Below are 23795 nucleotides of genomic sequence, written 5' to 3' on the forward strand. Positions count from 1 at the left end.
AGGTTTAAAGAAAGCAGATACGGAAACTTATATCGAAGACGAAGCTCAGGTGAAATCCTACCTAGAGCAGTATGGTATCACTGCCAAGGACTTGGATTCTTATTACGACGAAATCGTCAATCAAAAAGTCTTAAAAGACTGGTGTTCGATTTATGACAGCAAGTACTCGCCAAGCAACTATGGTGATGTCAAGGTTGAAACCCAGTGGGAGAATTGGTGACGAGGGTCAGTAGATATTTTGGAAATTATTCTATGAATTGAAGTGGAAATCCCACCTAGAACGAGCTAGGTGGGATTCTTTGCCTATGAAATGAGAAATTAGTGAATCTTGGTCTATTTTTTAACGTGTTCCGATAAAAAGGCATAGGTCATGGTTCCAAAGATGGCACCAATTCCCAATCCCAAGACTAGTAAAGGGAGCGTTTTATCGAACTGGGAGAGATTGTCCCAAAAGGTATCGAGGGGAAGATGCTGAACAAAGAGTTTGTGAAAGGCTGATAAGACAAACAAGCCAATTGGAATACTGATGAATACACCCCAACTACGAAGGTTGATTTGACTTTTGCTGTAGCTTTTGTGATGGATTTCGGACTGGTCATCCTTGTCCAAATGTAAATTGCGAACTGCTAGTCTCGCCCTAGATGAGAGGACGAAGATAAGTCCAAAATAGAGGTAGGGCATGGCATCTCGAACCAACTCTATGAAGCGTCCAAATAGGAGATAGAACAAGAAGAGTAGGAGAGAGGAGTAAACGATTTGGATCAAGGCACGGGCACAAGCCCTGTAGATTATCTCTTGGCGGCATTCATCAAAGGGGCCTTGTATGTGAAAGAATAGTTTGAGTAAGCGAGTGGTGAGATCTTCTTTTTTCATGGGAGTAATCTCCTAAATGAGCGATTTTTGATTGATTTCTTTAAAGAGTTGATAGAGAGTATAGAAGTAGACCAAACTCGAAATGATACAGATTATTAGAAATACCAGGTATCTCCAATCCATAGGATTTGTTAAAAGTTGTGGAAAGGATACGAGGATAAAACAGAGAGATGCGTTTAGAAGACGTATTTTTTTTGATTGGATTTTCTGGAATCTCTGTCCCTTGTTCAATACAGGAAGGAATAAAAGAAAGATAATCAAGAAAGGATGCTCAATATGTCCAGAAAGTAGGAAAAAGGTAACAAAGATACTGATAAAAACATGACTGATCAGTAGTCTAGCTAGTGATTTCATAAGGAACCTCCTAGTCGTCTTCTCGATCTTTCTTGGCTTTTCGAATGCGAAGAGAGACGATAATTTGTATGGTCACTCCGAAGAAGAGGGTAGCTAGGATAGTTGATACAAAATGCCCTGCATTTAAAAGAGAACCAAGATAACCCTTGCTATCATCGGTTAGGACATTCAGAAGCGGTATTCCAAAGAACATGCCCATGCCATAGATCAGACCCGCTTTTAGACCCGGAAAATGTAGTTGTTTACTTTCTTTTTGACTCAGCATTTCGGGGTCAATAGCTGTGATGCCCGTTTTCTTGGTTTGAGAGACCACATAGAGGGCAGCCATCATCGAAATGCCAAACACCACGAGAGGATAGCCGATAGCGACAATTTGTGGGTATTTATAAGCAAGGATAAAGGGGATGAGGTTGCCAAATATCATGAGATAAAAGAGAACGATAAAGACCTGATTCCCGATACGATCGGCCTCGCGCCGTTTGTGTTCGTCAAGGGGGCCAGAAATGCCGTATGTGCGTTTGATGAGTTTGTCAGTAAGAGTTTCTTTTTTCATTTGTTTGCTCCTTTTTTAAAAATCGTCTTCCCAAAAGAGACTGTTAAGATCGGTTTGGAGGCTGCGGGCAAGATTGAGACAGAGTTCCAGGGTTGGATTGTACTTGTCGTTTTCAATCATGTTGATGGTCTGTCTCGAGACACCGATATCTTTGGCGAGCTCGAGCTGGGAAATGCCCAGTTCCTTACGGAATTCTTTGACACGATTCATAGGGTCTCCTTTCTAATATGTCGCATATATTTGACTATATTATATTCTTTTGGGGATGAGATGTCAAGTATATACGACATATTTTTGAGAATTTTTTTCGAAGAAACTTAGCCTTGTCTGACAAGTGCAAGCTGGTCAGATTTGTGGTAAAATAGATAAGATATGACAAAAGAATTTCATCATGTAACGGTCTTGCTTCATGAAACGATTGATATGCTTGACGTAAAACCTGACGGTATCTACGTTGATGCGACTTTGGGCGGAGCAGGCCATAGCGAATATTTATTAAGTAAATTGAGCAAAAAAGGGCATCTCTATGCCTTTGACCAGGACCAAAATGCCATTGACAATGCGCAAAAACGGTTGGCACCCTATATCGAAAAGGGGATGGTAACCTTTATCAAGGATAACTTCCGTCATTTGCAGGCACGTTTACAAGAGGCTGGTGTCCAGGAAATTGATGGAATTTGTTATGACTTAGGAGTGTCCAGTCCTCAGCTAGATCAACGTGAGCGTGGCTTTTCTTATAAAAAGGATGCCCCACTGGATATGCGCATGAATCAGGAAGCTAGTCTGACGGCCTATGAGGTGGTCAATCATTATGACTATCATGACTTGGTTCGGATCTTTTTCAAGTATGGTGAGGATAAATTCTCTAAACAGATAGCTCGTAAGATTGAGCAAGCGCGTGAGGTGAAACCAATTGAGACGACGACGGAGTTGGCAGAGATTATCAAGTCGGCCAAGCCTGCTAAGGAACTCAAGAAAAAGGGGCACCCTGCCAAGCAGATTTTCCAGGCTATCCGAATCGAAGTCAATGATGAGCTGGGCGCTGCAGATGAATCTATCCAGCAGGCCATGGACATGCTGGCTTTGGATGGTAGAATCTCGGTCATTACCTTCCATTCGCTGGAAGATCGCTTGACCAAGCAACTATTTAAAGAAGCTTCAGCAGTGGAAGTTCCCAAAGGCTTGCCCTTCATTCCAGATGACCTTAAGCCCAAGATGGAATTGGTATCCCGCAAGCCAATCTTGCCAAGTGCTGAAGAGCTAGAAGCCAACAATCGTTCGCATTCAGCCAAGTTGCGCGTGGCTAGAAAAATTCACAAGTAAGAGGAAAAACATGGCAGAAAGAATCGAAAAAACAAGCCAGTTATTGCAAACGAAGTTTAAAGGTTTTTCACGTGTGGAAAAGGCCTTCTATGTTTCGATTGCTGCAACAATGATTATCCTAGCAATTAGCGTTGTGTTTATGCAGACCAAGCTATTACAAGTTCAGAATGAATTGACCAAGGTCAATGCTCAAATCGAAGAAAAGAAAACCGAGCTAGACGATGCCAAGCAAGAGGTCAATGAATTGATTCGTTCAGAACGTTTGAAAGAGATTGCAAACTCCAAGGATTTGCAGCTGAATAACGAAAATATCCGAGCAGCGGAGTAAGAAATGAAACAGTGGAAAGAAAAAATCATCCGTTATGCCGTTCGTAACCGTAAATCTCCAGAAGAAAATCGTCGAAGAGTAGGGAAAAGCCTGAGTTTATTGGCTGTCATACTCTTCGCTGTCTTTTTGGTCAACTTTGCGGTCATTATCGGAACGGGTAAAAAATTTGGTAAGGACTTGGTTCAAGAAGCAAACAAGGTCCATCAAACAACCAAGACGATTCCTGCAAAACGGGGAACCATTTACGATCGTAATGGAACGCCTATTGCTGAGGATGCGACTTCGTATAATATCTATGCCGTTATTGACAAGACCTACAAGTCAGCAACAGGCAAAATTCTCTATGTAGAGGATTCTCAATTTAATAAGGTAGCTGAGATTTTCCATAAATACCTAGATATGGAAGATTCTTATGTCAAAGAACAGCTTTCTCAACCAGATCTAAAACAGGTATCCTTTGGTACCAAGGGAAATGGGATCACCTATGCCAATATGATGGCTATTAAAAATGACCTCAAAACTGCTGGCGTTGAGGGAGTGGACTTTACAACTAGCCCTAACCGTAGTTATCCCAATGGACAGTTTGCTTCTTCCTTTATCGGTTTAGCGCAACTCCATGAAAATGAGGATGGCACCAAACGTTTGATTGGGACATCTGGGTTGGAGAGTTCCTTAAATAGCATTCTGGCGGGTACAGATGGGATTATCACCTATGAGAAAGATCGTCTGGGAAATATTGTTCCGGGTACAGATCAAGCTTCTCAACAAACGGTAGATGGAAAGGATGTGTACACAACCCTTTCTAGTCCCTTGCAATCCTTTATGGAAACCCAGATGGATGCCTTTCAGGAAAAGGTAAAAGGCAAGTATATGACGGCTACCTTGGTCAGCGCTAAAACAGGGGAAATCCTGGCTACGACCCAACGGCCTACCTTTAATGCAGATACCAAGGATGGCATCACAAAAGACTTTGTCTGGCGTGATATCCTCTATCAAAGTAACTATGAGCCAGGATCGACCATGAAGGTAATGATGTTGGCCTCAGCTATTGATAACAATACCTTCCCTGGTGGCGAATACTTTAACAGCAGTGAATTGAAAATAGCAGATGCGACCATTCGAGACTGGGACGTCAATGAAGGATTGACTAGTGGTGGCACCATGACCTTCTCTCAAGGATTTGCCCACTCAAGTAACATCGGGATGACCTTGCTTGAGCAAAAGATGGGGGATGCAACCTGGCTGGACTACCTTAACCGCTTTAAGTTTGGGGTGCCGACCCGTTTTGGTCTGGCGGATGAGTACACAGGTCAATTGCCTGCTGATAACATTGTCAATATCGCCATGAGTTCATTTGGACAAGGGATTTCTGTTACCCAGACCCAGATGCTTCGTGCCTTTACAGCTATTGCTAACGATGGGGTTATGTTGGAACCGAAATTTATCAGTGCCCTCTATGATCCAAATGACCAGTCTGTTCGTAAGTCTCAAAAGGAGATTGTCGGAAATCCTGTGTCAAAAGCAGCAGCGTCCTCTACTCGGGAGCACATGGTCATGGTCGGAACAGATCCTGTCTACGGTACCATGTACAACCACAGTACAGGAAAACCAAATGTCAATGTTCCGGGGCAAAATGTTGCCCTGAAATCCGGGACTGCTCAGATTGCTGATGAGAAGAATGGGGGTTACCTGACAGGTGAAACCAACTATATCTTCTCTGTTGTGTCGATGCATCCTGCAGAAAATCCTGACTTTATCCTCTATGTAACGGTTCAACAGCCAGAGCATTATTCTGGTGTTCAGCTGGGAGAGTTTGCCAACCCAATCCTTGAGCGAGCTTCTGCCATGAAAGAATCCCTCAATCTTCAGTCAACTGCCAAGAACTTGGATCAGGTCAGCAAGACGACAAGCTATACCATGCCAGCTACCAAGGACTTTACTCCGGGTGACCTAGCAGAGGAATTGCGTCGTAACCTTGTCCAACCAATCGTTATCGGAACAGGAACCAAGATCAAGGAACTCTCGGTTTCTGAAGGAGATAATTTGGAAGCCAATCAGCAGATCTTGATCCTGTCAGATAAGGTCGAAGAAATGCCTGATATATACGGCTGGACAGATGAAAATGTGCAAACATTTGCCAAATGGCTGAATATAGAAGTCGAGTGGGAAGGTAGTGGCAAAACGGTCAAGAAACAAAGTGTCCGTGCCAATACAGCCCTCAAAGACATTAAAAAAATGAAAATAACTTTAGGAGATTAAGATGATTAGTTCCATTAGTGCTGGAGTTCTAGCCTTTCTATTGACCTTGATTGGTATTCCAGCCTTTATCCGATTTTATCGAAAAGCGCAGATTACAGGTCAGCAGATGCACGAGGATGTCAAGCAACACCAAGCTAAAGCTGGGACTCCAACCATGGGAGGTCTTGTCTTCCTTATCGTTGCAGTAGTTGTGAGCTTTCTGGTTGCTCTCTTTACTCAACAATTGACCAACAATGTAGGCATGATTTTGTTTATATTGGTTTTGTATGGATTGGTAGGTTTTTTGGATGATTTCCTCAAGGTCTTTCGTAAGATTAACGAAGGCTTAAATCCCAAGCAAAAACTTGCTCTCCAGCTCCTTGGAGGAGTGATTTTCTACCTCTTTTATGAGCGTGGTGGCGACATGCTTTCAGTTTTTGGCTACCAAGTTCATCTGGGAATTTTCTATATTTTCTTTGCCCTTTTCTGGCTAGTTGGCTTTTCAAATGCGGTGAATCTGACGGACGGGATTGACGGCTTAGCAAGTATTTCAGTGGTGATTAGCTTATCGGCCTACGGTGTGATTGCTTATATGCAAAATCAACTGGATATCCTTCTTGTGATTCTTGCCATGATTGGTGGTTTGCTAGGTTTCTTCGTCTTTAACCACAAGCCTGCCAAGGTCTTCATGGGGGACGTTGGGAGTTTGGCTTTAGGGGGGATGTTGGCAGCAATCTCTATGGCCCTCCACCAAGAATGGACCCTTTTACTGATTGGGATTATATATGTCTTTGAGACAAGCTCTGTTATGATGCAGGTTACCTACTTCAAACTTAGTGGTGGAAAGCGTATTTTCCGTATGACACCTGTGCATCACCATTTTGAGCTTGGAGGATTCTCAGGCAAGGGCAATCCTTGGAGTGAGTGGAAGGTTGACTTCTTCTTTTGGGGAGTTGGGCTTCTAGCAAGTCTCTTGACCTTAGTCTTTTTATACCTACTGTAAAACTAAGTTTTGATGACAAAATAAAACAGGATGAAGGTGATCTTCATCCTGTTTTTGTGTGTTTAAAGGTTAGTTGGAGTCATCCTTTCTTCCTTTTAACATAAAAGTGGCTGTTAGGGCTAGGCTAAGGCCTGCTAAGAAGAGGAGTGGGTTAGATGCTTCTCCTGTTGCTGGAAGTTGTTCTTTAGGAGAATGATTTCCAGCTTTAGCAAGACTCGGACTAGCTGAAAGTTGTTCAGTCTCGTGTGCCAAGGTTTCTGCATCTGAAGCACTTGGCTTTTCCTCAGTGTTAGAGCTTGTTCCAGTAGCTTGATAGACGACAGCATAGGTACTGAAATGATTAGTGATGAATTCTACCTTTCCGTCTTGAACGGTGAAATCAAGGGCTTGCAACTCCTTGGTCGGAGTGATGTAGTAGATGTTTTCTACGCTAGCTGAAATAGGCAAGCGAACCAAGACAGAGCCTTTTGGCTGCAAGCTATGATCGGTTGGATTTTTAAGCTGTAGGTCGTAAGCATCATAGGTCTTGCCAAAGAGTTCTTGAGCTAGGACACGTCGGCTAGAAACGTGAGAAATTCCTTCTAAGTCGCTGGCTCCACCGATGATTTCTATTCCAGTTTCCTTATCTTTTAAGACTCGAACTGGATAATCAGGAAGGCTAAGGCTTGGAGCAGCCTGATCCCCACTAGTTCCGATAGGTTTGGTGTATTCAGGTTTTTCAACAGTAGGTGCTTCCTCTTGACCTGCTGTTCCGATCGGTTCGGTGTATTCAGGCTTTTCTACAGTAGGAGACTCTTCTTGCCCCGCCGTTCCGATAGGTTCGGTGTATTCAGGCATTTCTACAGTGGGTGGCACTTCTTGCCCTGCAGTCCCGATAGGTTTAGTGTATTCAGGAATTGTCACTGTAGGTGGTTCCTCTTGCCCTGCCGTTCCGATAGGATCGGTGTATTCCGGAATTTCAACAGTAGGAGCTGGTTCGTCCCCCTTTCTTGTAGTTGGCTGACTCTCGTCAACCTTTTTCTCATCCTTTTTAGTAAAGACGGCTACGATAGGGCTGCTTGTGGTATTTCCTTGAATGGTATAAGCTTCAATGGCATTTCCAGCTTTGCGATCGGTTTCTTCAGGGATTGGGATTTGAACTTGATTGTCTTGGATTGATAGGATAGTCTGATCTCCACTTGTAACTAGATGTGTTTCATCCACCTTACGCAAAACTAGAGGATTTTTGACACCTGGGAAGGTCACTGCGATGGCTTCCCAATCTCCAGCTGGTAGGCTTAAGGAAATGGTTTTGTCATTTTCCTTAAGAGGCGCAATGCTCGGGCTATCTATACCAACAGCAGGGGCTTTGATGATATCAAAGGAGTCTAGAGAGATTTTCTTGCGACCTTCTGGCGAATCTGGGTCAACTTGTAGTGTCAGGGTGTGCGGACCGTCAGTAAGGTTTGTAAATTCACCAATAAAAGCTCTCTTTTCAGTTGCACCTGAAGTGTAGAAGTCTAGACTTGGCATTTCTTTGCCATCTAGTGTAACACGTGCTCGTCCAAGAGCGAGGCTCTTTAAGCCAAAGATACGAATACCCGTCCCTGTAAAGGAAATAGTTGCCTGAGCTTCTGAAGCTGCACTAGAGTCGCTGTTGTTAATATCAGCGTATTTTTCCGTACCTCCGTAGAGTTCAGGGTCAGACCAGTCCTTAAACTGGGCACCATACTGGATGCGCGAATCGCGATCATCTATTTTTTCAATCGTATTGCCTGTTCCTGCTAGGATCTTGAAGTAGTCTAATGAAATTTTCGAGCGCTCACTACCACGTCCTTTGTGCTCACGTTTAACACTAAGAGTCAATGTGTGAGGTCCGTCAGATAGTCCTGCGAAGCGACCAATGAGACTACCTTTTTCAGTTGCTCCAGCAGTATGGAAGTCAAGCTCCCCGACTTCTTTGCCATCAATTTTAGCAGTGGCAAGACCTAGTTCAGACGATTTCAGTCCATAGATTTCGATACCAACGCCAGTGAAAGGAATGGTAGCAGTGAGATCTTCGTCTGTGTAGTCTCCTTTTGAAAGGTCAGCAAATTTCTCTGTTCCTCCAAATAATTCTGAGTCTGCCCAGTTTCCAAAGGCAGCTCCGTACTGGATGCGGCTATCTCGGTCGTCCATCAACTCGCTATAGGTTTCGACAGTGGCCTGTTCAGAAACTTGTGTGGAAACTTCGCCCAGCATAGCCTTGACAGTATAAGTATAGGCGAGTTGAGGATTTAGTGATCGGTCAATAAAGTGGGTTTGATTGGTTACAAATTCTCTGCTTGCAGAGGTTTGACCAGACGCGTCTTTCACTTGTCTTTGGATGACATAGTGGGTAGCGCCTTCTACTTGGTTAAAGGTGAGTTCGGCAGTGACTCCATTTTGTCGAACGGCTGTCAGACTGGTTACACGACCAGGGAAGTGTTCAAAGGTAATGACGTCACCTTTTTGTGTTGCTAGTTGGATGCGATTGTTTTTGAGAATCGTTGCCTTGACTGGTTTGCCATTTACCTTGATTTGGCTAGCTTCGATATTTGGATAATCTACAACCAGGTCTCCACCGACATTTGAAAGGAAGGACAAGCTTTGCAGGTTTTTATCTTTCCACTTCATGCTGACTTCAAAGTTTCCACGGGCAACCAAGCCAGAAACCTGACCGTCCTTCCAGGCATCTGGAAGGGCTGGCAATGGTGCAATATAGCCTGTATGAGATTGGAGGAGCATTTCTGCCATCCCACTGGTTGCCCCAAAGTTTCCGTCGATTTGGAAAGGCGCGTGGGTATCCCAAAGATTTTCTAGGGTTGAATACTTGAGTTGTTCAGCGAGCAAGCGATGGGCACGGTTACCGTCCAGCAGACGAGCCCAGAGATTGATTTTATTGGCCTTAGACCAACCTGTACCACCATCTCCACGGTGGTTGAGGGTAGCACGCGCAGCCTCTAAGTATTCAGCCTGGTCCTTGCTAAAGAGCGTACCTGGGAAAAGACCAACTAGATGGGAAACGTGGCGGTGGTGATTTTCAATCCCTTCATTGGTGAATTGGGGACTGTCCTCTTCGTACCATTCCTTGATGCGTCCTTCATTGTTGATGTGAAGGGGTTTTAGTTTGTCAAATTTAGCCTTGACCTCTGTGACTAAGTCTTGGTCGACATTCAGATGGTTGGCGACTTCCATGTAGTCGTGGAATAGCTGCCAGATTAGCGATTGGTCAAAGGTATTTCCGATGGTAATGGTCCCGTGTTCTGGTGAGTAGGATGGAGAAGACACCCAACGGTCGCTGGCCTTGTCATAGTGCAAGAAGGAATTCCAGAACTTAGCTGTTTCCTTGAGCATAGGATAAATCTTTTCTTTGAGATAAGTCTCGTCCTTGGTGAACTTGTAGTAATCATAGACGTTTTGCATCATCCAAGCGTTAGCAGCTGGAGACCAACCCCAGTAGTAATTCCAGCCTGGAGTAGTCCAGCCAAATGGTGTCGCCTGAGTGTGGACCAGCCAACCATTTTCTTGTCCGTCTTTGGATTCGATACCAGCGTATTCCTTGGCGGCGATACGACCATAGTAGCGCATGTCGTCAATGTAATTGATCATTGGCTTGGCTGTTTCAGCAAGGTTGCTCATGTAAGCTGGCCAATAGTTCATTTGCAAATTGACATTTAGGTGGTAGTCAGCATTCCAAGGTGGATTGTCTACAGCATTCCAGACTCCTTGTAGGTTGGCAGGAAGGGCATCTGTTCGATTACGAGAAGAACTGATGAGTAAATAACGTCCGTATTGGAAGAAGAGTTCTTCCAATTTTTGCCCTTTTTCTGGGTTATAGCCTTGAAGGGCCTCTTTAGTCGTTTGAGCAGTCTTGTTTCCGCCTAGGTTTAGTTTAACGCGGTTAAAGAGACTTTGATAGTCCTTGATATGGGCCTTTTTAAGTGTCTCGTAGTCTTTGGCCTTAGCTGCTTCGACAATCCCTTTAACTGTTTTTTCGAGGTCAATGTCTTTTCGATAGTTGGTTTTTGGATTCTGAGCAAAGTTAGTCTTGGCACTGAGATAGAGGGTTGCATAACTTGCGCCTGTAACGGTCAGAGTTTCGTCCTGAACAGTCACCTTTCCGTCCGTTTTAATTCCTAGATAGGATGCAAATTTGAGGCCGTTATCTTTGACAGTTCCCTTTAGAAGGATTCCGTTTGCATCTGTAGTGACATGACCATTCTTATAGTTGGAATATTCCCAAGAGTAGTTGCCATTAGCAAGCAAGTCTTCCGTCAAGCTGTTCCAAAGGGTAAAGTCAAGTGTCTTGTTTCCTTTTTTGGTCAAGTGGGTCACAGTGACATCATCAGGATAGCTGGAGAAGGTTTCGCGTTTGAAGGTTGTCCCATCTTGAGTGTAAGAAGTTGTCGTAGTGGCTTCTGTGATATCCAGATTACGGTGATAATCAGTTACAGTATCTAGTCCTTTCTTCTGGTTATTAAAGACCATAAAGATATCTCCAAAGGCTAGGTAACGTCCATACTGGGCGTTGTTTGGTCCAACTAGATTTTGTTCAGCCAGCTGTTTTGCTTTTTGGCGGTCTCCAGCTTCAAGGGCTTTACGTATCTCTGCTAAGACCTTGTAGCGATCCTTGTAGTTTCCTCCGTTATAGTCGGTGCTATCAGGTTGTGGTCCTCCTGACCAGAGGGTCTTTTCGTTGTACTGGATTCTCTCTTCGCCAATTAGGCCAAATACCTTGGCTCCCATCTCTCCGTTTCCGACAGGAAGGGCTTGCTTTTCCCATCCGTCATAGGAGGGAGCTGTTGGCTGATCGTAGTTGAGTTGATAGTTTTCTTGCTTTGTCACAGGCTGATCTGCTTTTTCAGGTTCCTTATTTTCTTTAGCTTCTACAATGGCTTCTTCACTAGCTTGACTATTTGTCTTTTGAGTCTCGTTAGCTGGCTTGCTTTCGGAAACTACTGGACTTTCGGCTAGAGACGGATTTGTAGTTTCAGTCGCTTCAGCTGCTTTGGGTTCACTATCAGGCTTAGTGATAGCTTCGACAGAGGTTGGTTCAGTTTGCTTGACCTCAACACTGTCTGCAGCTACAGTGTGGTTGACTAGAAAAACAGCTCCCAGCAAAACAGAAGCAGTCCCAACCGTCAGCTTGCGGATGCTATAGCGACAGGATTTCTCCCAAAAGTGTTTTTTCATAAAACCCTCCTTTGTTTATTCGAAACCGCTTACATTTTATAAAGCAGTTTCGTTTAAATTGTTTCTATTTATCTCCTCACCTCCCATTCTAATGGTCGTTTAGCATTTGTCAAGAGCTTTTTAGCAAGATACATATTTGCTGTTGTTTTTTCTTAAAAAAGTAGAAGAAAGAGAGGAAAGGGTGGAATTATTCGTAATTTCATAGTTCAATCTGATTGTTAGACTAGCTTAGAATTGGCTTAACCCCCTTTTGAAAGCGTAAAACAAACTAGTCAGGAAAGTCACTTTGTGGTATAATATAGAAGACTCAAAAAGAAACAGGAGAAAAAGAATGGATTTACTTTTAGCAATTATCTTGATTGTGCTAGCTTTTCTAGGAGGAGCTCTTGGAGGGATGTACTTGGTTCGTAAGCAAATCGAAAAAGAATTTGCGGACAACCCACGTTTGAACGCTGAGGCAGTTCGTGCTCTCTTGAGCGCAAATGGTCAAAAGCCAAGCGAAGCAAAGGTACAACAAGTTTACCACCAAATCATCCGCCAACAAAAAGCAGCCCTTGCTAACAATAAAAAGAAATAAATAGGAAAAGTCTGGGATGAAAGTTCCAGACTTCTCACTATGTTCAATAGTTCTCAAGGATAAGACTTTTTCCTTGCATTCTATTGATATTTGATTATGATTAAAAGAGAGGCAGTTGCCATTCTATCAAGCTGTCTATCCGTTTATTTAGGACGAGTAATTATGATGAACTATCAATCAGAAAAAAGACTAGAAAGAAGACTGTATGGATAATCGACCAATTGGTTTTTTGGATTCGGGTGTCGGGGGCTTGACTGTTGTACGTGAGCTCATGCGCCAGCTTCCCCATGAAGAAATCGTCTATATTGGAGATTCGGCACGGGCGCCCTATGGTCCCCGTCCTGCTGAGCAAATCCGTGAATATACTTGGCAGTTGGTCAACTTTCTCTTGACCAAGGATGTCAAAATGATTGTCATTGCTTGTAACACTGCGACTGCGGTCGTCTGGGAAGAAATCAAGGCCCAACTAGATATTCCTGTCCTAGGCGTGATTTTGCCAGGAGCTTCGGCAGCTATCAAGTCCAGTCAAGGTGGGAAAATCGGGGTCATTGGAACCCCTATGACGGTCCAATCAGACATCTATCGTCAAAAAATCCATGATTTGGATCCAGACTTACAGGTGGAAAGTTTGGCCTGTCCCAAGTTTGCCCCCTTGGTGGAGTCTGGTGCCCTGTCAACCAGTGTTACCAAGAAAGTGGTTTATGAAACCCTGCGTCCCTTGGTCGGCAAGGTGGATAGCCTGATTTTGGGTTGTACCCATTACCCACTCCTTCGCCCTATCATCCAAAATGTCATGGGACCAAAGGTTCAGCTCATCGATAGTGGGGCAGAGTGTGTACGGGATATCTCGGTTTTGCTGAACTATTTTGAAATCAACCGTAGCCGAGATGCGGGACCTCTTCAACATCGTTTTTACACAACAGCCAATAGCCAAAGTTTTGCCCAAATTGGAGCAGAATGGCTGGAAAAAGAGATTCATGTGGAGCATGTAACTTTATGACAAACAAAATTTATGAATACAAGGATGACCAGGACTGGTATGTTGGTGTCTGGGATGTCTATGGAGGCATCTATAGCCTTATCAAAGATCCTCTCGAGCTTGATTTTATGGATTTAGCGCGGATTTTTCGTGACGAGGAAAATGGCTTTCCGATTACGATAACGGTGATGCGCTGGTCTTCTAACTTTCGTCTGCTCTCCTTTATCGTTGAGATTTTAAATGCCGAAGCAGGTCGCAATCTAGAAGTCATCCAACGTCAGGGAGCTCTGCTCTTGATTGAAAATGGACAGCTTTTGCATGTCGAATTGCCTAAAGAAGGAGTTGAAGTGGAAACCTTCTTTGAAACTAGCAAGGTCAGAGAAACTCTGCTCATTGCGACTCGTAACGAAGGAAAGACCAAGGAATTCCGAGCTATCTTTGACAAGTTAGGCTACGATGTGGAAAATCTCAATGACTATCCAGATCTGCCTGAAATAGCTGAAACTGGCATGACCTTTGAAGAAAATGCTCGACTTAAAGCAGAAACTATTTCCCAATTAACAGGCAAGATGGTTTTGGCAGATGATTCTGGTCTCAAAGTTGATGTCCTCGGTGGTTTGCCAGGAGTCTGGTCAGCGCGATTCGCTGGTGTAGGAGCAACTGATCGTGAAAACAATGCCAAACTCTTGCACGAATTGGCCATGGTCTTTGAACTCAAGGACCGCTCAGCCCAGTTCCATACAACCCTAGTCGTAGCTAGTCCAAACAAGGAAAGCTTGGTTGTCGAAGCTGACTGGCCAGGTTATATCAACTTTGAACCCAAGGGGGAAAATGGCTTTGGCTATGACCCGCTTTTCCTTGTGGGAGAGACAGGTAAGTCAGCAGCAGAATTAACCCTTGAAGAAAAAAATAGCCAATCCCACCGTGCCTTAGCCGTTAAGAAACTTTTGGAGGTATTTCCATCATGGCAAAGCAAACCATCATTGTAATGAGTGACTCCCATGGCGATAGCTTGATTGTCGAAGAAATTCGTGACCGCTATCTGGGGAAAGTCGATGCCATTTTTCACGATGGTGACTCTGAACTCCGTCCCGATTCTCCTCTTTGGGAAGGCATCCATGTCGTCAAAGGAAATATGGACTTTTATGCTGGCTACCCAGAACGTTTGGTGACTCAACTTGGTCCTACAAAGATCATCCAGACGCATGGACATTTGTTTGATATCAATTTCAACTTTCAAAAGTTGGACTACTGGGCTCAGGAAGAAGATGCCGATATCTGTCTCTATGGTCACTTGCATGTGCCAAATGCTTGGATGGAAGGCAAAACACTCTTTTTAAATCCAGGCTCCATCAGCCAACCACGAGGGACTATCAGAGAATGTCTCTATGCTCGAGTGGAGATTGATGACAGCTATTTTAAAGTAGACTTTTTGACACGTGACCATGAGGTTTATCCAGGCTTGTCCAAGGAGTTTGCTCGATGATTGCCAAGGAATTTGAAGCATTTTTATTGGAGCAGGAAGAGACTTTTCTTACCCCTGCTGAGAATCTAGCAGCCTTGATCGATACCCATAACGCTGACCATGCGATTTTAGTGTTGAGTCAAATCACCTATACCCGTATCCCTGTTGTGACTTTTGACAAACGCTTTGTCGGAACCATTGGTCTGAGAGACATTTTGGCTTATCAAATGGAGCAAGGTTTGACGGATGAACAGATGGCAACGACAGACATCGTCAATATGACCAAGACAGATGTGGCAGTCGTCGCTCCAGACTATAACATCACTGAAGTCCTCCATAAACTGGTAGATGAACCTTTCTTGCCAGTCGTAGATGGTGAAGGAATTTTCCAAGGAATCATCACGCGCAAGTCTATCCTCAAGGCCGTTAATGCCCTCTTGCATGACTTTAGTAAGGAATATGAGATTCGATGCAAATGAGAGATAGCATTTCAGCCTTTTTAGAGAAAAAGCAGGGCTTGTCTGCCAATTCAAAGCAGTCTTATAGGTATGATCTGGAGCAATTTTTAGACATTGTAGGTGAGCGGATCTCTGAGACTAGTCTCAAGATTTACCAAGCCCAACTAGCCAATCTAAAAATCAGCGCCCAGAAACGGAAACTTTCGGCCTGTAACCAATTTCTCTACTTTCTCTATCAAAAAGGGGAGGTGGACAGTTTTTACCGTCTGGAATTAGCCAAGCAAGCTGAAAAGAAGACTGAAAAACCAGAGATTCTAAACTTAGACTCTTTTTGGCAGGAAAGTAATTATTCAGAAGGACGCTTGCTGGCGCTTCTTATTTTGGAAATGGGACTTTTGCCAAGTGAGATTTTAGCCCTTAAGGTTGCAGATATCAATCTGGATTTTCAGGTGTTGCGAATTAACAAGGCTTCCCAACAGAGGATTGTTACCATTCCCACGACCTTGATTCCAGAGCTAGAACCCTTGATGGGGCAGACCTATCTCTTTGAAAGGGGAGGGAAAGCCTACTCTCGTCAGTGGGCCTTTCGTCAGCTGGAGTCCTTTGTCAAGGAGAAAGGTTTCCCAACCTTATCCGCTCAAGCCTTGCGGGAACAGTTCATTCTAAGACAAATAGAAAACAAGGTCGATTTGTACGAAATTGCAAAAAAACTAGGATTAAAAACAGTCCTGACCTTAGAAAAATATAGATAATGGATATTAAATTAAAAGATTTTGAAGGGCCGCTGGACTTACTCTTGCACCTGGTTTCTAAGTACCAGATGGATATTTACGATGTGCCCATTACAGAAGTTATCGAACAGTACCTAGCCTATGTCTCAACTCTGCAGGCCATGCGTCTGGAAGTGACGGGCGAGTATATGGTCATGGCCAGTCAGCTGATGCTGATCAAGAGTCGCAAGCTCTTGCCAAAGGTAGCAGAAGTGACAGACTTGGAGGATGATCTGGAGCAGGACCTTCTCTCTCAAATCGAAGAATACCGCAAGTTCAAACTCTTGGGTGAGCACTTGGAGGCTAAGCACCAAGATCGGGCCCGGTACTATTCCAAAGCGCCAACAGAGTTGATTTACGAAGATGCAGAGCTCGTACATGACAAGACGACCATTGACCTTTTTTTGGCTTTTTCAAATATCCTAGCCAAGAAAAAAGAAGAATTTGCTCAGAATCATACAACTATCTTGCGAGATGAGTATAAAATTGAGGACATGATGGTCATCGTAAAAGAGTCCTTGACTGGACGAGACCAGTTGCGCTTGCAGGATTTGTTCAAGGAAGCCCAGAATGTCCAAGAGGTTATTACCCTCTTTTTGGCGACCTTAGAGTTAATCAAAACCCAGGAACTGATCCTCGTGCAAGAGGAGAGTTTCGGAGATATCTATCTCATGGAAAAGAAGGAAGAAAATCAAGAGGCACAAAGCTAGACTTGATAGAGAGGAAAGATGAGTACTTTAGCAGAAATAGAAGCGCTCTTGTTTGTGGCAGGTGAAGATGGGATTCGGGTTCGTCAGTTGGCTGAACTCCTCTCACTTCCACCGACAGGCATCCAACAGAGTTTAGAAAAATTAGCCCAGAAGTATGAAAAAGACCAAGAGTCGAGCTTGTCCCTGATCGAGACAGGTGGTGCATACAGATTGGTCACCAAGCCTCAATTTGCAGCGATTTTGAAGGAATACTCCAAGGCACCCATCAACCAAAGTTTGTCTCGGGCTGCTCTTGAAACCTTGTCCATCATTGCCTACAAGCAGCCTATCACGCGGATAGAAATTGATGCTATCCGTGGGGTTAACTCGAGTGGGGCCTTGGCAAAGTTGCAGGCCTTTGACTTGATACGAGAAGATGGGAAAAAAGAAGTGTTGGGGCGCCCCAACCTCTATGTGACTACGGATTATTTCCTAGATTACATGGGAATTAACCATTTGGAAGAACTGCCAGTGATTGATGAGCTTGAGATTCAAGCCCAAGAAAGCCAATTATTTGGTGAAAGGATAGAAGAAGATGAGAATCAATAAATATATTGCCCACGCAGGTGTGGCCAGTAGGAGAAAAGCAGAAGAGCTGATCAAACAAGGCTTGGTGACGGTCAACGGCCAAGTGGTGCGTGAACTAGCAACCACTATCAAAGCTGGCGATAAGGTTGAAGTTGAAGGACAACCTATCTACAACGAAGAAAAGGTCTACTATCTGCTTAACAAACCACGTGGAGTGATTTCCAGTGTGACAGATGACAAGGGCCGCAAGACTGTTGTCGACCTCTTGCCCAATGTCAAGGAGCGCATCTACCCTGTGGGACGTTTGGACTGGGATACGTCAGGGGTTTTGATTTTGACCAATGATGGTGATTTTACGGATGAGATGATTCACCCCCGTAATGAGATTGATAAGGTCTATGTCGCGCGTGTTAAAGGTGTGGCTAATAAGGACAATCTCCGCCCCTTGACCCGCGGTCTTGAGATTGATGGCAAGAAAACCAAGCCAGCTGTTTACGAAATTCTCAAAGTGGATCCAGTCAAAAATCGCTCAGTAGTGCAGTTGACTATCCATGAGGGACGTAATCATCAGGTTAAAAAGATGTTTGAAGCTGTCGGTCTTCAAGTGGATAAGTTGTCTCGGACACGTTTTGGACACTTAGACTTGACAGGTCTTCGTCCAGGAGAATCCCGTCGCCTTAATAAAAAAGAAATCAGCCAACTACACACTATGGCTGTAACCAAGAAATAATGAAACGCATCTTAATAGCGCCAGTACGCTTTTACCAACGTTTTATCTCCTCAGCCTTTCCCCCCTCTTGTCGCTTTGAGCCGACTTGTTCCAACTACATGATTCAGGCTATTGAAAAACATGGCTTCAAGGGTGTTCTGATGGGCTTGGCTCGGATTTTACGTTGCCACCCCTGGTCGAAAACAGGTAAGGACCCCGTCCCAGATCACTTTTCCCTCAGACGAAATCAAGAAAAAAAATAACCCAACATCACCTGATGTTGGGTTTTCTTGTTTATTTCAAAGCTTTTTGTGCGTCTTCAATCATGAGTTTGGTTGATTCAAGACCGCCTCCGCTTAGATACCAGAGGTCTGGTGTTAGTTGGATAATTTTATCATTTTTCGCAGCAGGAGTTTCAGCGATGAGGGCATTTTCTAGGACGCCGTCGTTGCTTGAGTTGTCCCCGCCGATGGCAAGGGTACGGTTGATGACAAAGAGGATGTCAGGATTGATTTCTTTGACACTTTCAAAGCTGACTTCCTGTCCGTGGCGAGAGTCTTCAAATTGAGTGTCAGTTGGCTTGAATTTCAAGGTTTGGTACAAGAAAGAGAAACGAGATTGGGCACCAAAGGCAGCCATTTTTCCTTCATTGAGGAGAATCGCAAGGGCTTTTTTGTCAGAACTTTCGTTTTTAGTAGCGACTTCCTGAATGCTCTTGTCTAGGTTGGCTAATTCTTCTTTGGCTTTCTGTGTACCAGTTTCGCCAAAGGCGCTTGCTAGGGATTCGATGTTGGTCTTGGTAGAAGCCCAGTAGTCGTCCTTACTTACTTGGAAGAGAACGGTTGGCGCGATTTCTTTGAACTTGTCTACGAATTTTTGGGTACGTGGAGAAGCGATAATCAAATCCGGCTCAAGAGCAGCAATGGCTTCTAGGTCTGGCTCAACCATGGAACCCACATTGTTGACATTTCCTGCAAGATCTTTTAGGTAAGTCGGAACAGTTTTTGTAGGCATTCCGACGATATTCTTTTCAAAACCTAAAGCGCGAATAGTATCCGCAGCACCGAGGTCAAAGGTCACAATCTTTTCAGGAACCTTTGAAAGTTTGACCTCATCTAGTGAACTTTTAATGGTTACCTCTGTTGGAGCAGAGCTACTTGTCTCTGTCTGGCTAGTGCTTGAGTTTGTATTTGTACTACATGCACCAAGTAGGAGCAAGAAGCTGGTCACTAGGGCAGTGAGATAAAGTTTAAGGGATGTTTTCATGATTTCTCCTTTTTAAAATGTGATAACGATGTAGGGAGTCTCTTAGATAGGCTTATTAGCTAAGAGACAGAGAATTCTCTAACATGAGTTTCTGAGTTACTAGCTATAGATACAGATCTTTTTACCATTGATATCAGCTAGCGTGATAGGAATCTCATAGAGTTGACTGAGCAAGTCAGCCTGCATGATTTGAGCAGTCGTTCCCTTGCAAAAGACTTGACCGTCCTTGAAGGCAACAATTTCATCCGCATATTGGCTAGCCATGTTGATATCGTGGAGGACGATGATAATGGTTTTGCCAAGTTCCTCCACCAGTCGCCGAAGGATCTGCATCATGCTGACACTTTGCTTGATATCGAGATTATTGAGCGGTTCGTCTAGCAAGATAAAGTCTGTATCCTGGGCCAGTACCATAGCGATAAAGACACGTTGCAACTGTCCACCAGACAGACTATCGATGTAGCGGTCTTTTAAGCTTGTCAGTTCCAGGTAGTCCAGGGTTTCTCGGATTTTTTCCCAGTCTTCTGCCTTCAGTCGACCACGGCTGTAGGGAAAACGTCCAAAGCTGACTAGTTCTTCAACGGTCAATTTGGCTTGGTAATTGATCTTCTGCTTTAGGATGGTGAGCTCTTTGGCTAGTTCTTGCGAATTCCAACTCTCGATTTCACGCCCTTTGATACTGAGGATTCCCTGATCTTTCTTGGTCAGTCTGCTCATGATGGAGAGAAGAGTTGATTTTCCAGCACCATTTGGACCAATGAAGGCTGTCAGTGTCTGAGGACTGACTTCAAGGGAAATGTCTTGCAAAATATCCTGTTTTTGAATGGATTTGTCAATGTTTTCCAGTTTCACCGACGGGCCCTCCTGTATAGTAAGATAAAGAATAAGAGACCACCCACACTCTCGATGATCATGCTGATGCGAATTTCCAGCGCAAAGACTCGTTCGATGAGGGCTTGCCCCAAGGTTAAGCTAATAAATCCAATTAGAATGGCTACGATAAAGAGCAACTTGTGTCGATAATCTTTGACAATCAGGTAAGTGAGATTGGCCAGCATAAAGCCAAAGAAGGCCATAGGCCCTACCAAGGCAGTGGCTGTTGAGGTCAAGAGCACGATGCCCCAGAGGAGTTCTCTCTGTTCTTTTTCAACATCTAGTCCCAGTATCTGAGCCGTTTCTCTTTGCAGGTGCAAGACATCCAGAACGACTGCTTTGCGAAAGAAAAAGATTGTCAAAGCGAGGATGATCAGAGAACCGATGGCTAGGATGGAAGTGTTGAGATGCTGAAAGGAGGCAAAGAGACTGTTCTGCAGTTTATCGTATTCATTTGGATCCATCAGAACTTGGAGGAAGGTACTGATATTTCGAAAGAGACTTCCCAGGGCTAGGCAGATTAGTAGGATGAAGACCAAATTTTGCTTCATCAGCGTCTTCAAGTAACCTTGTAAGGCGAGAAAGAAGAGGGATTGAAGCAGAAGCAAGACTAGAAATTCTAAGATAGGAGACTTTCCAAGCTGTAGAAATTTGCTTTCAAATATCAGTAGCAGGGTCTGTAGCAAGACATAGAAGGCTTCGATTCCCAAAATACTTGGCGTCAGAAATCGATTTTCCGTCAGGGTTTGAAAACTAATGGTCGAAATCCCTGTCGCGATGGCTACCAAGAGATAAACGATGATTTTTTGGGAACGCAGCTTCCAGGCAAAGGCAGACAGGTTAGTGATGGGCCAAAAGTAGAGAAGACAAGCTCCGATGGCCAGAATAATGAGGAGGCAAAAGAGCTTGGTATGTTTGCTTTTAAACTGCATCTTTTTGTCCCCCTCTCCATAGAAGTAGGATAAAGACGAGGCTACCGATGATTCCTAGCAAGAGACTGACAGACAGCTCATAGGGCCGAATCAAGACTCGAGAGAGGATATCGCAGGCCAGAACCAGATTAGCTCCGACCAGAGCGACCATGAGTTTGGTTTGGCTCAGATTATCTCCATAGCGCTTGCGGACAAGATTGGGAACGATGACTCCGAGAAAAGGCAAGGCACCTACAGTAATCATGGTGACACTTGTCGTTAGTGCCACTAGAAAGAGGGCCAGCTTTTCAAGTAGGGAGTAAGAAATCCCCAAACTCTCACTGGTTTCCTTGCCCAGATTCATGATGGTGAAGGTTTGGGATAATTTCCAAACGGCTATCAGGATGATGAGGCCTAAGAAGAGCCACTCATACTGATGGGTCTGAATCATGGAGAAGGAGCCCTGGGTCCAGGCCGTCATACTCTGAACCAGATTGAAACGATAGGCGATAACTTCTGTGATAGAACCGATAATCCCACTATAGATGATCCCGATCAAGGGCAACATCCACCTTTCCTTTACAGAAAAAATAGTCATAAAGGCCAGGAAGAAGAGGGTAAATAAAATGGATGAGCCAAAAGCAAAGAGCATCTTTTGGGTCAGACTCGCAGACGGAAAGACAAAGAGACTCAACACCATTCCCAGTTTAGCGGCTTCTGTCGTTCCGACTGTACTCGGAGCAGCAAATTGATTTTGAGTGATGGTCTGCATGAGGAGCCCTGCCATGCTCATACTGGAGGCTGCAAGGAGAATGCTGATGGTTCTTGGAAGACGCGACTCTTGAAAGAGAAGCCAAGTCTGTTGGTCAAAAGCAAAGAGCTTTTCCCAAGAAAAATCACTGGTTCCAATACTAATGGAGAGAAAGACCAGGAGTAGAAGTAAGCCTGTTAAAATATGTGAGAGTTTCATGCCCCGTCCTTTCATGTAGATTTGGTATAAAAATACCCTTGGAGATAATGTAACACGATTTTTTTAATCTGTCAATAAATTTTCTGACAATTTAATGTAAAAAGAAAGAAAAATTCCTGAAATAATATTTGACACTCTCTTTTATTGGAAAACTGAGTAAAAACCAATTTACCTTCCCACTATCCTTCTCCTATAAAAAGTGGTAAAATGGAGGACAGAAAGAAGGAACTGAAATGACAACATTATTTTCAAAAATCAAAGAAGTAACAGAGCTTGCTGCAATCTCTGGTCATGAAGCGCCTGTCCGTGCTTATCTTCGTGAGAAGTTAACACCGCATGTGGATGAAGTAGTGACAGATGGCTTGGGTGGTATTTTCGGGATTAAACATTCAGAAGCTGCGGATGCACCGCGTGTCTTGGTCGCTTCTCACATGGACGAAGTTGGTTTTATGGTCAGCGAGATTAAGCCAGACGGTACTTTCCGTGTGGTTGAAATCGGTGGCTGGAACCCTATGGTGGTTAGCAGTCAACGCTTTAAACTTTTTACGCGTGACGGTCGTGAAATTCCTGTGATCTCAGGATCTGTTCCTCCACATTTGACTCGTGGAAAGGGTGGACCAACCATACCAGCCATTGCCGATATCGTTTTTGATGGTGGTTTTGCGGACAAGGCTGAGGCAGAAAGCTTTGGTATCCGTCCGGGTGACACCATTGTACCTGATAGCTCCGCTATCTTGACAGCCAATGAAAAAAATATCATCTCCAAAGCTTGGGACAACCGCTACGGTGTCCTCATGGTAAGCGAGCTAGCTGAAGCTTTATCAGGTCAAAAACTCGGAAATGAACTCTACCTTGGCTCGAACGTCCAAGAAGAAGTTGGTCTTCGTGGCGCTCATACTTCTACAACTAAGTTTGATCCAGAAGTTTTCCTAGCTGTTGACTGTTCACCTGCTGGTGATGTTTATGGTGGCCAAGGCAAGATTGGGGACGGAACCTTGATTCGTTTCTATGATCCAGGTCACTTGCTTCTCCCAGGTATGAAGGATTTCCTTTTGACAACAGCTGAAGAAGCTGGTATCAAGTACCAATACTACTGTGGTAAAGGCGGAACAGACGCTGGCGCAGCTCATCTGAAAAATGGTGGTGTCCCATCTACAACTATCGGTGTCTGCGCTCGTTATATCCATTCTCACCAAACTCTCTACGCGATGGATGACTTCCTAGAAGCTCAAGCTTTTTTGCAAGCCTTGGTGAAAAAATTGGACCGTTCAACGGTTGATTTGATTAAACATTATTAAGCATAAGGGAGGTGGTCGGGATGGCAGAACCAAACCTAGAAAGCCTTATAAGAGATCTCTACAACCATGCTCGTCAGGGTTTGAGTGAAGATTTAGTTGCTGCTCTCCTAGAGACTGCTAAAAAACTACCCACTACAAATGAGCAATTACTAGCAGTCCGTCTCTCAGGACTTGTCAATCGTGAATTGCTCATCAATCCCAAACACCCAGCACCTGAATTGATCAACTTGGCGCGCTTTATCAAAAGAGAAGAAGCCAAGTATAGAGGCACTGCAGTTTCTGCTATCATGTTTGGAGAACTCTTTAAAATGCTTTGATTCCATTGTGAATCAAAGCATTTTTTACGTTAGAAAAAATATTCTTGATTAAGAGACGAA

Annotated in this window: 26 protein-coding genes; 17 read left to right on the forward strand and 9 right to left on the reverse strand. The window is 44.1% G+C overall.

The genetic code is table 11. The features are described from left to right. The coding region (locus ADM50_RS01810) for a TipC family immunity protein (RefSeq protein WP_049484331.1) at nucleotides 1-220 on the forward strand (220 nt) is incomplete at its 5' end. A 113-nt stretch (nucleotides 221-333) separates the two neighbouring features. On the opposite strand, the gene ADM50_RS01815 is transcribed toward ADM50_RS01810, so the two are convergent. From ADM50_RS01815 to ADM50_RS01830, 4 genes are read right to left on the reverse strand one after another with little or no spacing between them, the layout of a single operon-like run. Continuing rightward, on the reverse strand, nucleotides 334-873 hold the full coding sequence (locus ADM50_RS01815; RefSeq protein ID WP_049484332.1) for a DUF3278 domain-containing protein: 540 nt from the start codon (nucleotides 871-873) through the stop codon (nucleotides 334-336). Between the two features lie 12 nt (nucleotides 874-885). Beyond that, the gene (locus ADM50_RS09620; protein WP_049484333.1) at nucleotides 886-1227 is read right to left on the reverse strand and encodes a hypothetical protein; all 342 of its coding nucleotides are present in this window, start codon (nucleotides 1225-1227) and stop codon (nucleotides 886-888) included. 10 nt (nucleotides 1228-1237) lie between these two features. After that, entirely contained in the window at nucleotides 1238-1780 is a 543-nt protein-coding gene (locus ADM50_RS01825) for a DUF3278 domain-containing protein (protein ID WP_049484334.1), read from the reverse strand. Nucleotides 1781-1795: 15 nt separating this feature from the next. Then, nucleotides 1796-1990, reverse strand: coding sequence for a helix-turn-helix transcriptional regulator (locus ADM50_RS01830; RefSeq protein ID WP_001082470.1), 195 nt, complete (start codon nucleotides 1988-1990; stop codon nucleotides 1796-1798). 162 nt (nucleotides 1991-2152) lie between these two features. Here ADM50_RS01830 and rsmH point away from each other — a divergent pair, with 162 nt between their 5' ends. Genes rsmH through mraY form a run of 4 tightly spaced genes read left to right on the forward strand, consistent with a single transcriptional unit; the run spans nucleotide 2153 to nucleotide 6672 of the window. After that, a complete protein-coding gene (gene rsmH / locus ADM50_RS01835; RefSeq protein ID WP_049484335.1) occupies nucleotides 2153-3103 on the forward strand; it encodes a 16S rRNA (cytosine(1402)-N(4))-methyltransferase RsmH in 951 nt (316 codons plus the stop codon). 10 nt (nucleotides 3104-3113) lie between these two features. After that, nucleotides 3114-3431, forward strand: coding sequence for a cell division protein FtsL (gene ftsL, locus ADM50_RS01840; RefSeq protein ID WP_000840795.1), 318 nt, complete (start codon nucleotides 3114-3116; stop codon nucleotides 3429-3431). Between the two features lie 3 nt (nucleotides 3432-3434). Continuing rightward, on the forward strand, nucleotides 3435-5690 hold the full coding sequence (gene pbp2x, locus ADM50_RS01845) for a penicillin-binding protein PBP2X (protein WP_049484336.1): 2256 nt from the start codon (nucleotides 3435-3437) through the stop codon (nucleotides 5688-5690). Between the two features lies 1 nt (nucleotide 5691). Further along, nucleotides 5692-6672 (forward strand): phospho-N-acetylmuramoyl-pentapeptide-transferase, encoded by a 981-nt coding sequence (mraY, locus tag ADM50_RS01850; RefSeq protein ID WP_044020241.1) that lies wholly within the window; start codon nucleotides 5692-5694, stop codon nucleotides 6670-6672. Between the two features lie 69 nt (nucleotides 6673-6741). Here the strand turns inward: mraY and ADM50_RS09305 are convergent, their stop codons facing one another. Continuing rightward, nucleotides 6742-11865: an SIALI-17 repeat-containing surface protein gene (locus ADM50_RS09305; RefSeq protein WP_080983051.1), complete on the reverse strand. Its 5124-nt coding sequence runs from the start codon at nucleotides 11863-11865 to the stop codon at nucleotides 6742-6744. A gap of 331 nt (nucleotides 11866-12196) precedes the next feature. On the opposite strand from ADM50_RS09305, the gene ADM50_RS01860 reads away from it, so the two are divergent. From ADM50_RS01860 to yidD, 10 genes are all read left to right on the forward strand, one after another. Then, nucleotides 12197-12442 carry a YneF family protein gene (locus tag ADM50_RS01860; RefSeq protein WP_000364980.1) on the forward strand — a complete coding sequence of 82 codons (246 nt, stop codon included), beginning with the start codon at nucleotides 12197-12199 and terminating at the stop codon, nucleotides 12440-12442. A 205-nt stretch (nucleotides 12443-12647) separates the two neighbouring features. Beyond that, nucleotides 12648-13442 carry a glutamate racemase gene (gene racE, locus ADM50_RS01865; protein WP_000370379.1) on the forward strand — a complete coding sequence of 265 codons (795 nt, stop codon included), beginning with the start codon at nucleotides 12648-12650 and terminating at the stop codon, nucleotides 13440-13442. Then, nucleotides 13439-14410 carry a nucleoside-triphosphate diphosphatase gene (locus ADM50_RS01870; protein ID WP_049484337.1) on the forward strand — a complete coding sequence of 324 codons (972 nt, stop codon included), beginning with the start codon at nucleotides 13439-13441 and terminating at the stop codon, nucleotides 14408-14410. The genes racE and ADM50_RS01870 overlap by 4 nt, the downstream gene beginning before the upstream one ends. After that, nucleotides 14386-14907: a metallophosphoesterase gene (locus tag ADM50_RS01875; RefSeq protein ID WP_001118939.1), complete on the forward strand. Its 522-nt coding sequence runs from the start codon at nucleotides 14386-14388 to the stop codon at nucleotides 14905-14907. The genes ADM50_RS01870 and ADM50_RS01875 overlap by 25 nt, the downstream gene beginning before the upstream one ends. Then, nucleotides 14904-15365 carry a cyclic-di-AMP-binding protein CbpB gene (cbpB, locus tag ADM50_RS01880; RefSeq protein ID WP_000560697.1) on the forward strand — a complete coding sequence of 154 codons (462 nt, stop codon included), beginning with the start codon at nucleotides 14904-14906 and terminating at the stop codon, nucleotides 15363-15365. The genes ADM50_RS01875 and cbpB overlap by 4 nt, the downstream gene beginning before the upstream one ends. After that, complete coding sequence (gene xerD / locus ADM50_RS01885; RefSeq protein ID WP_312023145.1) at nucleotides 15362-16096, forward strand: site-specific tyrosine recombinase XerD; 735 nt, start codon at nucleotides 15362-15364, stop codon at nucleotides 16094-16096. Before cbpB ends, xerD begins: the two co-directional genes overlap by 4 nt. After that, nucleotides 16096-16824, forward strand: coding sequence for a segregation/condensation protein A (locus ADM50_RS01890; RefSeq protein WP_049484339.1), 729 nt, complete (start codon nucleotides 16096-16098; stop codon nucleotides 16822-16824). The genes xerD and ADM50_RS01890 overlap by 1 nt, the downstream gene beginning before the upstream one ends. Before the next feature lie 18 nt (nucleotides 16825-16842). Next, complete coding sequence (gene scpB / locus ADM50_RS01895; protein ID WP_000105288.1) at nucleotides 16843-17412, forward strand: SMC-Scp complex subunit ScpB; 570 nt, start codon at nucleotides 16843-16845, stop codon at nucleotides 17410-17412. Beyond that, the gene (locus ADM50_RS01900; protein ID WP_001222211.1) at nucleotides 17399-18121 is read left to right on the forward strand and encodes a pseudouridine synthase; all 723 of its coding nucleotides are present in this window, start codon (nucleotides 17399-17401) and stop codon (nucleotides 18119-18121) included. Before scpB ends, ADM50_RS01900 begins: the two co-directional genes overlap by 14 nt. Further along, nucleotides 18121-18363 (forward strand): membrane protein insertion efficiency factor YidD, encoded by a 243-nt coding sequence (gene yidD / locus ADM50_RS01905; protein WP_049484340.1) that lies wholly within the window; start codon nucleotides 18121-18123, stop codon nucleotides 18361-18363. The genes ADM50_RS01900 and yidD overlap by 1 nt, the downstream gene beginning before the upstream one ends. Before the next feature lie 31 nt (nucleotides 18364-18394). Here yidD and ADM50_RS01910 read toward each other — a convergent pair whose 3' ends face one another. The 4 genes from ADM50_RS01910 to ADM50_RS01925 all read right to left on the reverse strand — a co-directional run bounded on the left by ADM50_RS01910 (nucleotide 18395) and on the right by ADM50_RS01925 (nucleotide 22120). Then, nucleotides 18395-19366: a siderophore ABC transporter substrate-binding protein gene (locus tag ADM50_RS01910; protein ID WP_049484341.1), complete on the reverse strand. Its 972-nt coding sequence runs from the start codon at nucleotides 19364-19366 to the stop codon at nucleotides 18395-18397. A gap of 99 nt (nucleotides 19367-19465) precedes the next feature. Beyond that, a complete protein-coding gene (locus ADM50_RS01915) occupies nucleotides 19466-20218 on the reverse strand; it encodes an iron ABC transporter ATP-binding protein (RefSeq protein WP_049484342.1) in 753 nt (250 codons plus the stop codon). Then, a complete protein-coding gene (locus ADM50_RS01920) occupies nucleotides 20215-21171 on the reverse strand; it encodes an iron chelate uptake ABC transporter family permease subunit (RefSeq protein ID WP_049484343.1) in 957 nt (318 codons plus the stop codon). The genes ADM50_RS01915 and ADM50_RS01920 overlap by 4 nt, the downstream gene beginning before the upstream one ends. Continuing rightward, nucleotides 21161-22120 (reverse strand): ABC transporter permease, encoded by a 960-nt coding sequence (locus ADM50_RS01925; protein ID WP_049484344.1) that lies wholly within the window; start codon nucleotides 22118-22120, stop codon nucleotides 21161-21163. The genes ADM50_RS01920 and ADM50_RS01925 overlap by 11 nt, the downstream gene beginning before the upstream one ends. A 233-nt stretch (nucleotides 22121-22353) precedes the next feature. Here ADM50_RS01925 and pepA point away from each other — a divergent pair, with 233 nt between their 5' ends. Next, complete coding sequence (pepA, locus tag ADM50_RS01930; RefSeq protein WP_000209162.1) at nucleotides 22354-23418, forward strand: glutamyl aminopeptidase; 1065 nt, start codon at nucleotides 22354-22356, stop codon at nucleotides 23416-23418. Nucleotides 23419-23438: 20 nt separating this feature from the next. Next, complete coding sequence (locus tag ADM50_RS01935) at nucleotides 23439-23735, forward strand: bacteriocin immunity family protein (RefSeq protein WP_000840143.1); 297 nt, start codon at nucleotides 23439-23441, stop codon at nucleotides 23733-23735. The last annotated feature ends 60 nt before the right edge of the window (nucleotides 23736-23795 follow it).

The sequence above is a fragment of the Streptococcus oralis genome (assembly GCF_001075675.1).
GTDB lineage: Bacteria > Bacillota > Bacilli > Lactobacillales > Streptococcaceae > Streptococcus > Streptococcus oralis_V.